This window comes from Dyella lutea (assembly GCF_024158035.1).
In the GTDB taxonomy this organism is placed as follows: Bacteria; Pseudomonadota; Gammaproteobacteria; order Xanthomonadales; family Rhodanobacteraceae; genus Dyella_A; species Dyella_A lutea.
In genome coordinates this window covers 512,117-524,517 of record NZ_JAMZEK010000003.1, presented here as the reverse complement: position 1 = coordinate 524,517, position 12,401 = coordinate 512,117, and the positions used below count along the sequence as shown (strand labels likewise).

13 protein-coding genes are annotated in these 12,401 nt (G+C 69.8%); 5 read left to right on the top strand and 8 right to left on the bottom strand.

The features are described 5' to 3' along the window. Positions 1–21: 21 nt before the first annotated feature. Both NC595_RS14600 and NC595_RS14595 read right to left on the bottom strand, forming a co-directional pair. Complete coding sequence (locus tag NC595_RS14600) at positions 22–1,023, bottom strand: FAD binding domain-containing protein (RefSeq protein WP_253567644.1); 1,002 nt, start codon at positions 1,021–1,023, stop codon at positions 22–24. 11 nt (positions 1,024–1,034) lie between these two features. After that, entirely contained in the window at positions 1,035–1,688 is a 654-nt protein-coding gene (locus NC595_RS14595) for a (2Fe-2S)-binding protein (RefSeq protein ID WP_343214914.1), read from the bottom strand. A 239-nt stretch (positions 1,689–1,927) separates the two neighbouring features. On the opposite strand from NC595_RS14595, the gene NC595_RS14590 reads away from it, so the two are divergent. Further along, positions 1,928–2,389, top strand: a complete 462-nt coding sequence (locus tag NC595_RS14590) for an Hsp20/alpha crystallin family protein (protein ID WP_253567642.1) — start codon at positions 1,928–1,930, stop codon at positions 2,387–2,389. 54 nt (positions 2,390–2,443) lie between these two features. Here the strand turns inward: NC595_RS14590 and NC595_RS14585 are convergent, their stop codons facing one another. The 4 genes from NC595_RS14585 to NC595_RS14570 form a co-directional block, all read right to left on the bottom strand. Continuing rightward, entirely contained in the window at positions 2,444–2,887 is a 444-nt protein-coding gene (locus NC595_RS14585) for a host attachment protein (protein ID WP_253567640.1), read from the bottom strand. A 98-nt stretch (positions 2,888–2,985) separates the two neighbouring features. Further along, entirely contained in the window at positions 2,986–3,345 is a 360-nt protein-coding gene (locus tag NC595_RS14580) for an HPF/RaiA family ribosome-associated protein (protein ID WP_253567638.1), read from the bottom strand. Positions 3,346–3,414: 69 nt separating this feature from the next. Continuing rightward, the gene (gene ftsH, locus NC595_RS14575; RefSeq protein WP_253567636.1) at positions 3,415–5,274 is read right to left on the bottom strand and encodes an ATP-dependent zinc metalloprotease FtsH; all 1,860 of its coding nucleotides are present in this window, start codon (positions 5,272–5,274) and stop codon (positions 3,415–3,417) included. A gap of 87 nt (positions 5,275–5,361) precedes the next feature. Next, positions 5,362–6,255, bottom strand: coding sequence for a universal stress protein (locus NC595_RS14570; protein ID WP_253567634.1), 894 nt, complete (start codon positions 6,253–6,255; stop codon positions 5,362–5,364). A gap of 118 nt (positions 6,256–6,373) precedes the next feature. Here NC595_RS14570 and NC595_RS14565 point away from each other — a divergent pair, with 118 nt between their 5' ends. Further along, complete coding sequence (locus NC595_RS14565) at positions 6,374–7,201, top strand: universal stress protein (RefSeq protein WP_253567632.1); 828 nt, start codon at positions 6,374–6,376, stop codon at positions 7,199–7,201. Positions 7,202–7,210: 9 nt separating this feature from the next. After that, positions 7,211–8,191, top strand: a complete 981-nt coding sequence (locus NC595_RS14560; RefSeq protein ID WP_253567630.1) for a zinc-dependent alcohol dehydrogenase family protein — start codon at positions 7,211–7,213, stop codon at positions 8,189–8,191. A gap of 22 nt (positions 8,192–8,213) precedes the next feature. On the opposite strand, the gene NC595_RS14555 is transcribed toward NC595_RS14560, so the two are convergent. Both NC595_RS14555 and NC595_RS14550 read right to left on the bottom strand, forming a co-directional pair. Further along, the gene (locus NC595_RS14555; RefSeq protein WP_253567628.1) at positions 8,214–10,256 is read right to left on the bottom strand and encodes a PAS domain S-box protein; all 2,043 of its coding nucleotides are present in this window, start codon (positions 10,254–10,256) and stop codon (positions 8,214–8,216) included. A gap of 4 nt (positions 10,257–10,260) precedes the next feature. Beyond that, a complete protein-coding gene (locus tag NC595_RS14550) occupies positions 10,261–11,010 on the bottom strand; it encodes a response regulator (RefSeq protein ID WP_253567626.1) in 750 nt (249 codons plus the stop codon). A 229-nt stretch (positions 11,011–11,239) separates the two neighbouring features. Here NC595_RS14550 and NC595_RS14545 point away from each other — a divergent pair, with 229 nt between their 5' ends. Then, entirely contained in the window at positions 11,240–11,998 is a 759-nt protein-coding gene (locus tag NC595_RS14545; protein ID WP_253567624.1) for a helix-turn-helix domain-containing protein, read from the top strand. 92 nt (positions 11,999–12,090) lie between these two features. Then, positions 12,091–12,387: an ElaB/YgaM/YqjD family protein gene (locus NC595_RS14540; RefSeq protein WP_017464150.1), complete on the top strand. Its 297-nt coding sequence runs from the start codon at positions 12,091–12,093 to the stop codon at positions 12,385–12,387. Positions 12,388–12,401: the final 14 nt, after the last annotated feature.

Here is a 12,401-nt window from a genome sequence, read left to right as displayed (position 1 = left end):
TCGGTTCTCCTCGCGGGGCGCTCAGGCGGTGGCCACGGTGGTGAGGGCGTGCACCAGGCAGCGGCGGGCCAGCTCCACCTTGAAGCCGTTCTCGCTCTGCGCGTGGGCGTCGCGCAGCGCCGCGGTCGCGGCCGCGGCGAAGCTGGCCGGCGTGGCGGGCCGGCCGAGCAGGGCTTGCTCGGCTTCGGGCGCGCGCCATGGGCGCGTGCCGACCCCGCCCAGCGCCACGCGGGCGTGATGGATGCGCCCGCCGTCCACGCCCAGCACCACCGCGGCCGAGGCCAGCGCGAACTCGTACGAGGCGCGGTCGCGCAGCTTGAGATAGTGCGAGCGCGTGCCGGCCTTCGGCGGCGGCAGCAGCACGTGGGTGATCAGGTCGCCCGGCTGCATCACCGTCTCGCGGTCGGGCGTGTCGCCCGGCAGCAGGAAGAAATCCGCGATCGGCACGATGCGCTCGCCCTGCGCGCCGTGGATCGCGATGCGTGCCTCCAGCGCGGCCAGCGCCACGTTCTGGTCGCTGGGGTTGGTGGCGATGCAGTGGTCGCTGGTGCCCAGGATCGCCAGCGTGCGGTTGGCGCCGCCGATCGCCGGGCAGCCGCTGCCGGGCTGGCGCTTGTTGCACGGCATGTGCTCGTCGCGGAAGTACATGCAGCGCGTGCGCTGCAGCAGGTTGCCGCCGGTGGTGGCCATGTTGCGCAGCTGCGCCGACGCGCCGGCGAGCAGCGCCTGCGACAGCACCGCGTAGTCGCGCTGCACCTCGGCGTGGTTGGCCACGTCGCTGTTGCGCGCCAGCGCGCCGATCTTCAGGCCGCCGTCGTGGGTGCGCTCGATGCGGTCCAGCGGCAGGTGGTTGATGTCCACCACCTGCTGCGGCATTTCCACGTGCAGCTTCATCAGGTCGAGCAGGGTGGTGCCGCCGGCGACGAAGCGCACGCTGGCGCCCTGCTGGGCGGTGGGGGAACGCGCGCCGGCGTCGATCGCCTGGCGGGCGTCGGTGGCGCGGAGGAAGGTGAAGGCCTGCATGGTGTGCTCCCTCAGCCCTTGCGGACCTGCCGGATCGCGGCGTGGATGTTCGGATAGGCGCCGCAGCGGCAGATGTTGCCGGCCATCGCCTCCTTCATGGCCGTGTCGTCGGCGGCCCACGGTTCGTCCAGCATCGCCACCGCCGACATGATCTGGCCGGAGGTGCAGTAGCCGCACTGGTAGCCGTCGTGGTCGAGGAAGGCCTGCTGCATCGGGTGCAGCCGCCCGGGTGCGCCGAGCCCCTCGATGGTGGTGATGCTGTCGCCCTCGTGCATCGCCAGCAGGCTGAGGCAGGCGTTCACCCGGCGGCCGTTGACGTGCACCGTGCAGGCGCCGCACTGGCCATGGTCGCAGCCCTTCTTGGTGCCGGTGAGCGCGAGGTGCTCGCGCAGCGCGTCGAGCAGGGTGGTGCGCGGATCGACGGTGAGCGTGCGCGGCTGGCCGTTGACGGTGAGCTTCACGGTGACCGTGCCGTCACCGTCCTTGCCCGGCACGTCCGGCGGCAGGTGCGCCATCGCGGTCGCCGCCAGGGCGTGGCCGCCCAGGCCCAGGGTGGAGGCCGCACCGGTGACGCCGACCATCTGCAGGAAGCCTCGCCGGCTGATCGACACGGCGGGAGCGGGGGCATCGCCCGTGGGCGGCTGGGGTGGCTTGCGCTGGGACATGCAGTCTGACCTCCGGGAAGCGGCGGACGCCGGCGGGACGGCAGGGGCACCCGCGGGCAGCGGGCGACGGAGCAACCCGTGAACGGTACACCCGACGCGCCGGATCGGCAGCAGTGAAGATGTGATTCCCCCGCTACGCAAGCTTGACCGGAATCAACACCACACCGCTGCGGCGGACGCAGATTGCCTGCTGGCGTGACCCGAGCCGTTGCGCCATCGCCCAACCCGGAGGAACCACCATGAGCACCCTCACACACTGGAACCCCTTCAAGAGTCCCGCCCGCATCGATCCGCTCGCCGGCTTTCCGCTCGGCGCCTTCGACGACGTGTTCCGTCCGATGGCCAGCCGGGCGTTCTGGCGCGACGTGGACATGATCCCGGAGATGCGCCTGGACGTGTCCGAAAAAGACGAGGCCTACGTGGTCAAGGCCGATATTCCCGGCGTCGACAAGAACGACATCGAGATCTCGGTGGACGGCGGCCAGGTGGCAATCAGCGCCGAAGCCAGGCACAGCAGCGAAAAGAAGGAGAACGAGCATGCGCTGGTGAACGAACGCTACGTCGGACGCGTGTTCCGCGCCTTCAGCCTGCCGGCCGAAGTCGACAGCAGCAAGGCCGAGGCCCGCTACGAGGGTGGCGTGCTCACGCTGACCTTGCCGAAGAAGCCGAATGGAAGCAGCCAGCGCATCGCGGTGAAATGAATGCGCCATGCGCCGCGGACGCACCGCCGCATGCGGTGCGTCCGTCCGGCTCGTTCAGACCGGCAGTTCGCGCATCACGCGCTCGCGGACATCTGGTTCCTCCAGCGCGGTGAAGTCGTTCTGCAGCTCGCCGCTGATCCGTTCGCGCAGCGCCTTGTCCAGCACCCCGTGCAGCGTGCCGAGGAAACGCGGCGGGGCCACCAGCACCAGCTGCTCGCAGCGACGCTCGGTGCAGCCGCGATCGAGCTCGTCCCGCAGCATGCGTGCGAAGCGCTCGCTGCTCTTGTCGCGCAGCGTCGTGTGCGGTTCGATCGCATGCCGCGCCGAGCCGACGCTCTCCATGGTGCGTGGTGCACGCTCGGTGGTGGCGTCGCGGCCCGGCGCTCTTCCGTCCGGATTGGCAAGGCACGACACCACCGTCCACGGACCGCCGCGCCGCTCCGATTCGAAGACCCGCGCCCGGGCCGCATCCGCCACGAGAATCCAGGTTGTCGTCATGGTGTCTCCCGCCCCTTGGGCCAAGCGATGTGGTGGCTCCATGCTAGGCGCGCCCGGGCGATGCGGCTTGACCTGCATCAATCGCCCGGCAGGCGAGCTCATCGCGCATCCGGGCGATCGTGGTGTTTCACGTCGCCACGGCGGATGCGCATGAAGTCCTGCAACTGGCGACGCAGCGCGGCGAAGGTGTCGCGCACCGCCACGTAGGCATCGGCATGGGTGTCGTTACCGGTCTCCCGGCCGGCCTCGAACTGGCCGCCGCCGGGCAGGCTGACCCGTGCCAGTACGTGGAAGTGGTTGCCCTGGTGATGGCGCATCTCGCTGTGACGGACCGTCACCCGGCAGTCGGCGAGGGTCGGGGCGAAGTGCTGCAGTTGCAGCGCGTGGCGCGAGATGTCCTCGTGAAGCGCCTTCGATGGCGGCATGTCGAGGAAACTCACTTCGATCACGAAACTCATGGCGGGACTCCGCGGGATGGATGGTGTCGCCCATGCTCGAACGGCACGCGACAGGCGGTTTGATCCAGATCATCCCCGCGCTGCGAGCGGGGGATGGCCGACGTCCTCCGATCCGGTGGGCGCCACGGGCGGGGCGGCCATGGTGGCCAGTTCGGCACCGGACAGGGTTTCCCGGGCGAGCAGCGCCTCGGCGACCCGTTCCAGCGCGTCGCGGTCGCGCACGAGGATCGCGCGGGCCCGCATGAAGGCTTGCTCGACCAGCTCGCGCACCGCCCGGTCGATCGCCGCCGCGCTGGCCTCGCTGTAGCGGCGAGGCTGCCAGGCATCCAGCGGGTAGCCGAGCAGGGGCCCGGCTTCTTCCTCGTAGGTGATCTGGCCGAGCTCGGGGGCCATGCCGTAGTGGGTCACCATGCCGCGCGCGATGCCGGTCGCCCGGGCCAGGTCGTCGGCGGCGCCGGTGGACATGTCGCCGAGCGCCAGCATCTCGGCCGCGCGGCCGCCGAGCAAGACGGTCATCCTGTCGGCCAGCTCGTCGCGCGACATCAGGAAGCGGTCTTCGGTCGGGCGCTGGAGGGTGTAGCCGAGCCCGCTGATGCCGCGGGGGATGATCGATACCTTCTGCACCGGGTCGCTGCCGGGCAGGGCCATCGCCACCAGCGCATGGCCGGTCTCGTGGTATGCGACGGTGCGACGCTCGCGCGGGCTGAGCACCCGGGTCTTTTTCTCCAGGCCGGCCACCACGCGCTCGATGGCGCCGGTAAGATCGGCCGGCTCCACGGCCCCGGCGCCGCGCCGGGTCGCGAGCAGGGTGGCCTCGTTGAGCAGGTTGGCGAGGTCGGCGCCGGTCATGCCGGCGGTGAGCGCGGCCACGTCATCCAGCGACACGTCCGCGTCCAGCTTCAGCTTGCGCGCGTGCACGCGCAGGATCGCCAGGCGCCCGGGCCGATCCGGCCGGTCCACCAGGATCTGGCGATCGAAGCGCCCGGCGCGGAGCAGGGCCGGATCGAGGATTTCCGGCCGGTTGGTGGCCGCCAGCAGCACCACGCCGCTGTGCACGTCGAAACCGTCCAGCTCGGTGAGCAGTTGGTTGAGCGTCTGCTCCTTCTCGTCCTGCCCGCCGCTCACCGGCGCTGCGCCGCGGGCACGTCCCAGCGCGTCCAGCTCGTCGATGAAGATGATGCACGGGGCATGTTCGCCGGCCTGGGAGAACAGGTCGCGCACGCGGGCGGCACCGACGCCGACAAACAGTTCGACGAACTCCGAGCCGCTGATCGACAGGAACGGCACCCCCGCCTCGCCGGCCACCGCGCGGGCGAGCAGGGTCTTGCCGGTACCCGGCGGGCCGACCAGCAGCACGCCCTTGGGCACGTGTGCGCCGAGCCGGCCGTAGCCGACGGGATCCTTCAGGAACGCGATCACCTCGCGCAGCTCCTCCTTCGCCTCGTCCACGCCGGCGACGTCGTCGAAGGTGGTGGCGATCGACTTCTCCAGGTAGATCTTCACCTTGCTCTTGCCGATCGACAGAGCGCTGCTTCGTCCGCTGCCCGGCATGCGTTGCATCAGCAGCAGCCACATGCCGACGAACAGCAGCGGCGGCAGCAGCCAGGTGAGCATGCGCTCGCCCCAGCCCGGCGATGCCTTGCCGCTGTAGGTGATCCCGGCATCGGACAGTGCCTTGGCCAGCTCGGGCGCAACTCGGGTGGTCTGGAACCGGCGCGGCCGTCCATCCGCGGCCGGCTGGCGATAGCTGCCCCGGATGCTGTCGCCGGAGACGGTCACCTCGGCGATGTCGCCGGCCTTGAGTTCGGCCTGAAAGCGGCTGTAGGGCACCGTTTCGACGGCGCTGCCCGCGAACAGGAACTGCAGCGCCACCACCGTGAGCAGGGCGGCGACGAAGTACCAGGCATTGATCGGGCGATCGCGTTTCATGCCGCCTCCGCGGCGCGGTCGGTCGGATCACGCTAGCGCCTGCGGCAGGCCGCCCCATTGATGCCGGTCAAGGTGTGCGGTGAGCGCTCAGTGGCGGAGGAACAGCGGCAGGTGGCTGCGCGTCAGCACCGCCCGGGTAGTAGCACCGAAGCTGCATCCACCGGGGCGCCGGCAGCCGCTGGCACCCAGCACCAGCAGGTCCGCACGATCTCCGGCAGCACAAGCCAGCAGTTGCTCGCCGGCGGCCTCGCCGGTCTCCTCCAGGGTTTCCACACGGGTGACCCGCACGCCATGCCTGCGCAGATGGTCCAGGGGATCGAACCGGGTGCGGCCACGGGCGTATGGCGGCGCAGCGGCGAGCAGACGGACCGAATCGGCCGCAACCAGCAGCGGCAACGCACCATGCAGGGCGCGATTCGATGCGGGGCTGCCGTCCCACGCCACCACGGCGCGCATCACCTGGCCGGGCGAGACGCCCGTCCCGGGAACCAGGATGCAGGAGGTACCCGACAGCAGGACCTCCAGCAACGGCCGCTCCTCGGCGGAAGCGGGCGTTGCGTGGCCCTGCAGAACCACCACATCGTTCCAGTGACCGGCCTGTACCAGCGCGTCGGCCACCGTCCCCAGCGCCACCTGCCAACGGGCCTGGTGTACCCCAAGCGTCGCTGCCCAGCTGGCAAAGGCAGGGCCGGCCAGCATCGCCTGCTGCAGTTCGTCCTGTGCATAGGCAAGGGCTTCCTGCACCAGTTGCGGCGGCCCGGCCACCGATGTGCACGCCGTGGCGGCGTAGAGGCCGACCAGCCCGGCATGGAGGTCCGCGGCGAGCTCGGCCGCATAGCGCACGCCGGCCTGCCAATGCCGGAAGTCCGGACTGTGGACGACGATGTCGCGCACCTCACGCACCTCGCATACCGACCGCACGGGGAGCCGGGCGGTCGCCAGCATGCGTGGGCCGGCGCCGGTCGGTTTGATCCAGGTCATCCTCGGAGCGGGATCGACCCGCACCGCAACCTTGATCTGGATCACCAAGCGGCACGACGAACTGGCCCACGGTGCGAGCCGGGCACCGTCGTACGACGGTGGACAGGGAGAGCCTGCCATGCACGACATTCTCGTCAACACCGCCCGCTTCGACAGCTGGTCCCGCGATGCGCAGTACGGCGTGCGACTGGCCGCACTGGTCCAGGCCGCGGTGACCGGGGTCTATGTCTACCCCTCGCCGCTGTACGCGACGCCGGAGTTCGGCACGCCCGACGTGATCGAGACGCTTACGGACATGTCGCGGATCCTCGAGGCGAGCGCACTTGGTGCCCGCGAGGCGTTCGTGGACTGGGCGGCCAGCCTGGGCGTTGGGCAGGCCAGCTGGATGGTCGCGCAGGGCAACCTGGCCGACGCCCTGGCGCAGATCGCCTGCTGGCACGACCTGCTGGTCCTGGAACGCGACGACGACCGCACCTGGTCGAAGCCGGAAGACATCGCCGGACTGGTCCTGCAGGTCGGCGTGCCGTGCGTCGTGGTGCCGCCACGACCGGTCGGCGGTGTCTCGCTGGCCCGCATCGCGATCGCTTGGAACGGCGCACCCGAGGTTGTCCGGGCCGTGCACGCGGCCCTGCCGTTGCTGCAGCGGGCCGAGGAGGTGCTGCTGGTGCGCGGATTGCCGAGGGAGCCTCACCACGACGTGGTCTGGAAGCCGCCCTTCGACATCGACGGCTATCTGCTCCGGCACGGCATCCAGCCGCGTTCGCAGGACCTGACCACGACCGGCCAGGAGGTCGGCGAGGCGCTGCTGGAGCATGCGCGCCGGTTCGACGCCGACCTGCTGGTGATGGGGGCGTTCGGTCGCAGCCGGTTCAGCGAATGGGTGCTCGGCGGTGCCACGCGGCATGTGTTGTGGCACGCCTCGCTGCCCGTCCTGCTGCATCACTGAGGACAGGTCATGCGCGCGATGACGCTCGAGGCGGCCGGGCAGCCGCTGGTGCTGCGCCATCACGAGGATCCCGTGCCGGGACCCGGCGAGGCACGGATCCGCGTGGAGGCCTGCGGCGTTTGCCGCACCGACCTGCACGTGGTCGATGGCGAGTTGCCGGGGCTGGTGTTGCCGGTCGTGCCAGGTCACGAGGTGGTCGGGTGGGTCGAATGCGTAGGCCCGGACGTCGGGGGGCTGGTTCCTGGCCAGCGCGTGGGCGTGCCCTGGCTGGGGGCGACCTGCGGCGTGTGCGACTACTGTCGCGTTGGGCGCGAGAATCTCTGCGACGCACCGCAGTTCACCGGCTACACGCGGCCCGGGGGCTTTGCCAGCCACCTGATCGCCCGCGCCGACTTCTGCATTCCGCTGGGCGAGGTCGACCCGGTGGCCTGCGCGCCGCTGCTGTGTGCGGGCCTGATCGGCTGGCGCGCGCTGGCCCGAACCAACGAGGCCGGCACGATCGGCATCTACGGTTTTGGCGGCGCGGCGCACCTGATGACCCAGATCGCGCGCCACCAGGGGCGTCGCGTGCTGGCGTTCACCCGACCGGGCGACCATGCGGCACAGGATTTCGCTCGTGCGCACGGCGTTGCCTGGGCCGGAGATTCCGACGCGGCGACGCCCGAGTTGCTCGACGCGGCGATCATCTTCGCGCCCAGCGGCGAGCTTGTTCCGCGGGCCCTGCGCGCAGTGCGCAAGGGCGGGCGCGTGGTCTGCGGCGGCATCCACATGTCCGACATTCCGTCGATGCCATACCAATGGCTGTGGGGCGAACGGGAACTGGTATCGGTGACCAACCTGGCCCGGTCGGACGCGCGGGCGTTCTTCGACCAGGCGAGGCGCGCCTGCGTGCGCGCCACCACGCTGCGCTATCGGCTGGAGCAGGCGAACGAGGCGCTTGACGACCTCCGCCACGGCCGTTTTCAGGGCTCTGCGGTACTTGTGCCGTGATCCGTCTCCGACGTGCCAGCGGCTAGCGCGCCGTAACTTCGAGTGCCTTGGCCAGAGCTTCGGCGAGCTGGCTCTGCCGATACGGCTTGCGCAGGAGCTGGATGCCGTCGCGGTGCGCCGCCTCGGTACCCGCAGAAGCCTGCTCGTATCCGGAAGTCAGCAGTACGGCGAGACCCGGCCGCATCATGCGTGCTTCGCGCACCAGCTCGAATCCGGTGTGTCCGTGGCCGAGGACTACGTCCGAGAACATCAGTCGGATCGTCGGGTCTTCATGCAGCCGTGCCAGCGCCTGCGAGGCGCTGACTGCCTCGATCGGTTCATAGCCGAGCGCATGGAGCAGACCCATGGCCACCCGGCGCACGTCCGGCTCGTCCTCCACTACCAGCACCCGCGGCGGATCCCGGCGCACTCGGGCCTCCTGTGCGGCGTTGGGCTCGTCCTCTTCCTGCGGCGGCATCGGCGAGGTCGGCAGCAGCAATTCGACCTGGGTTCCCTGGCCCGGCATGCTCTCGATCCTGACCCCGCCACCCGATTGCCTGACGAAACCGTAGACCATGCTCAGGCCGAGGCCGGTGCCCTTGCCGGCCGTCTTGGTGGTGAAGAAGGGGTCCATAGCGCGCTTGAGCACGTCCCGCGGCATGCCGGTGCCGGTATCCGCGACGGTAAACGCAACGTAGCTGCCCGACGTCAGTCCTTCCGGCCCCTCGGGGGGCGTCGGGCGCGCGCGGGCAGTGATCCGCAGCGATCCTCCGTCCGGCATGGCATCGCGGGCGTTGAGCGCGAGGTTCACCAGCGCGGTCTCCAGTTCGCTGGCATCGGCGAGCACTGCCGGCACGTCCGCGGCGCACTCCATGCTGAGCCGGACGCGCTCGCCGAGGGTGTGGGCAAGCATCTCGCCCAGTTCAGCGAGCACACGTTGCGGGCGCAGCGCGCGTGGGGACAGTGCCCGTTGGCGCGAGAACCCCAGCAGCTTCCGGGTGAGCGCGGCGCCGTGATCGACCGCGCGCAACGCACTCTCGATCAACGGATGCGCGCCCTGGCCGCCGACCTGCTCGGCATCCAGCATCTGCAGATTTCCCGAGATGATGGTGAGCATGTTGTTGAAGTCGTGCGCTATGCCGCCGCTGAGCTGGCCGAGGGCATCGAGCCGATGGGCGTGGGCCAGTTGCTGGTCGCTCCGGCTGCGCTGGATGGCCGATGCCAGCAGGTGCGCGGACAAGCGCAGGAAGTTCGACTTGTCGTTGTCGCAGTTGTCCGGCTCGGTGGACAGGGCGAGCAGGGCACCGGTGGGCTTGAACCGGTCGAGCAGCGGGACGATCGCCATGTCTGCGAAGCCGTGGGCATGCAGGGTCGAGCGCAACGCCGGCAGGTCGTGCGCCGGACTGCGCGAGAGCGTCCAGATGCCGGTCGACCGGAAGTCGGCAAGGCGTTCGGCCAACCGGTCGCTGGCGAAGGCCTCGGGCAAAGCATCCGCCAACCGCGGAGGCATCCCGTGGGAAGCGCGTATCGGCAGGGCTTCGCCATCGGGCAGGCCGATGGCGACCGCCACCGCCTCCACTCCGAGCGCCTCGGCGATCAGCGCAGGCACGGCGGTGCGCGCCGACTCGTCCCGGTTCGATTCCAGCAGCAGCCGGCCCAGCTGCGCCAGGTAGCTGTGGTAGCGGGCGTGCTGCAGGGCTTGTCGCACCCGCTGGGTTTCCGAGATGTCGCGGATCGAGGCGGCGAACAGCTCCTGGCCGATCGGGCTCAGCGCAACTTCCACCGGAAAGGTTTCCCCGCTGCGCCTTAGCCCGGTCAGCTCGTAGCCCGCGCCCATCGGGCGGACACGGGGATGGCTCATGTAGTGTTCGCGATGCCGGGCATGTGCCGTACGCACGCCCTCCGGCAGCAGTACTTCGATGGTAAGGCCGGGCAGACCGTCGGGCACATAGCCGAACAAGCTGTGGGCCTGCGGATTGGCCAGCACGATGTTGCCGCTGCGGTCGATCACCACCATAGCGTCGGGCACCGTGTCGAAAAGCGTCCGCAACAGGTATTCGTTTCCGGCGATGCTGACGCTGGCCATGGCGTTACTCCCGTTGCACCGTGTCGCTGAACATGTAACCGGCGCCGCGCACCGACTTGATCAGCGTCGGCACGGTCGGGTCGGGCTCGATCTTGCGTCGCAGGCGTCCGACCTGCACATCCACCGCACGGTCGTAGGGACCGGAATCGCGACCGTAGAGGTGATTCATCAGCTCGTCCCGGGACAACACCCGGTTCGGATGGGTGACGAAGACCTGCAGCAGCTCGTATTCGCCGTTGGTGAGTGCGACCGGCTGGCCGGCACCAGTCGTCAGCGTTCGGCTGTGGGATTCCAGGCGGTAGCCGGCGAAGCAATAGGTGGGCGGCTGCGCTTCGTTCTCCCGCGGGCGCTCACCGACGCGACGCAGCACGCTGCGGATGCGCGCCAGCAGCTCGCGCAACTCGAACGGCTTGGTGACGTAGTCGTCCGCGCCAAGCTCCAGCCCGACGATGCGGTCGACCGAATCCCCGCGCCCGGTGACGATGATCACCGGCCCGCGCCAGTGCTCATGCAGATATCGGGTGAGATCGAGACCGTCCTCGCCGGGCAGGCCGAGGTCGAGCAGGACCAGGTCCACCGAGGTCTCGGCGAGGCGGGCAAGCATCTCACGGCCAGAGCCGGCGACACTCACCGCGAAGCCCTGGGCAGCGAGATAGCGCTTGAGCAGCAGCGCGATCTCGCTATCGTCATCGACCACCAGCACATGCGTCTGCTGGCCGGGCGTCTCGGACTTGTCGGCTTCCGTCGACGTCACGATGGCCTCCTTATGCTGCCTTGCGGCCAGATTCGCCCCCGAGCGGCGAGGCTTGCGCCCGGGTGTCCCGGCTGCGGCAGGTTACTCGCATGACCGCTCCGGTGCGCTGCAAACCCAGGGCGGCACCTGCCCGGCTGTTACATGCCGTTACACAAGGTTACCTCTTTGTGGTCACAGGACGCGCCCGGACGTGCAAAGTCGGGGCTACCGCCCTGGCTGGAGCCATCCGATGTCCGCGACGATCGCCTCCCTGTCCGATGCACGCAAGCTGGCTGACGACACCCTGCATCGCAGCGCCTTTGGCCGGGCCCTGATCAACGTGGCTTCCCGCTTCGCGCTGCACGTGCACCGGCTGCAGAAGGGTGCCCACCTGACCTATGCCGGCGCGCCTTTCCGCTCGCTGTTCCTGCTCACCAGCGGCTCGGCCAAGGCGACCCGCCCGGGCGCCGACGGGCGCGAGCAGGTCACCCGCTTTTACATGGCCGAGGACCTTTTGGGGCTGGATGCACTCGATGCCGGGGTTCACCCCACGTCGATCCGCATGCTCGAGTACAGCGTGGCGCTGGAAATCCCGCTACCGCATCTGGAGCAGGTCGGCATCGATATCCACGGGCTCTACGTGGCGCTGATCCGCAAACTGTCCCACGAGGTGGAGTACGAACAGCAGACCCTTTTGCTGCTGGGCTCGGCGAGGGCGGAGGAGCGCTTGGCCACGTTCCTGCTGGAGCTCGGTCGGCGCTATGCCGAGCGCGGCTGCTCTTCCAGCGAGTATGTGCTGCGCATGACACGCGAGGACATAGCCAGCTACCTGGGGCTGAAGCTGGAAACCGTCAGTCGAGGGCTGAGTCGCCTCAACCGGATCGGAGCGGTCGACGTGCAGGGCCGCAGCATCCATATCCGCGATCCGGCACAGCTCGAGCGCTCGGCAGTCTGGGGCAGGGAGGCGGTGCGCTCGGACCGAAACGACCTGCCGCTGGCGGCGGCCTGAGCCCCGGACTGTTCCGCTGCCCGGGGCCTGTGCGGGCAGCTCCCAGACCTTGCAGCACCACACCCCTGCTTGATGAGAACCGGAGACCAGCCATGGCACATGTGCACGCCGAATACCTGAAGGGCGACCTGAACGCGATCGCCAGCGACGTCGAGCAGCTGATGAAGGACGTGGCGGCCGCGACCGGGGAGAGTGCCGAGGACGTCCACACCCGCCTGCGCGGGATCCGCGAGCGGGTTTCCCGACTCGAACGCGATGCCGGCGACCGTGTGCGCCGGACCGTCGACCGCGGCAACCGGTACGTGCACGAGCAGCCCTGGATCGTTCTCGGTGGCGTGGCGGCCGCGGCGTTCCTGATCGGTCTGCTCGGCAGCCGCGCGCGCGACTGACCCCGCCTGCGCGG

Coding starts and splice junctions, on each gene's coding strand:
- NC595_RS14560 (WP_253567630.1), top strand. CDS start 7,211: ATGCGCGCGATGACGCTCGAGGCGGCCGGGCAGCCGCTGGTGCTGCGC.
- NC595_RS14555 (WP_253567628.1), bottom strand. CDS start 10,256: ATGGCCAGCGTCAGCATCGCCGGAAACGAATACCTGTTGCGGACGCTT.
- NC595_RS14590 (WP_253567642.1), top strand. CDS start 1,928: ATGAGCACCCTCACACACTGGAACCCCTTCAAGAGTCCCGCCCGCATC.
- NC595_RS14585 (WP_253567640.1), bottom strand. CDS start 2,887: ATGACGACAACCTGGATTCTCGTGGCGGATGCGGCCCGGGCGCGGGTC.
- NC595_RS14565 (WP_253567632.1), top strand. CDS start 6,374: ATGCACGACATTCTCGTCAACACCGCCCGCTTCGACAGCTGGTCCCGC.
- NC595_RS14570 (WP_253567634.1), bottom strand. CDS start 6,255: ATGACCTGGATCAAACCGACCGGCGCCGGCCCACGCATGCTGGCGACC.
- NC595_RS14600 (WP_253567644.1), bottom strand. CDS start 1,023: ATGCAGGCCTTCACCTTCCTCCGCGCCACCGACGCCCGCCAGGCGATC.
- NC595_RS14545 (WP_253567624.1), top strand. CDS start 11,240: ATGTCCGCGACGATCGCCTCCCTGTCCGATGCACGCAAGCTGGCTGAC.
- NC595_RS14580 (WP_253567638.1), bottom strand. CDS start 3,345: ATGAGTTTCGTGATCGAAGTGAGTTTCCTCGACATGCCGCCATCGAAG.
- ftsH (WP_253567636.1), bottom strand. CDS start 5,274: ATGAAACGCGATCGCCCGATCAATGCCTGGTACTTCGTCGCCGCCCTG.
- NC595_RS14595 (WP_343214914.1), bottom strand. CDS start 1,688: ATGTCCCAGCGCAAGCCACCCCAGCCGCCCACGGGCGATGCCCCCGCT.
- NC595_RS14540 (WP_017464150.1), top strand. CDS start 12,091: ATGGCACATGTGCACGCCGAATACCTGAAGGGCGACCTGAACGCGATC.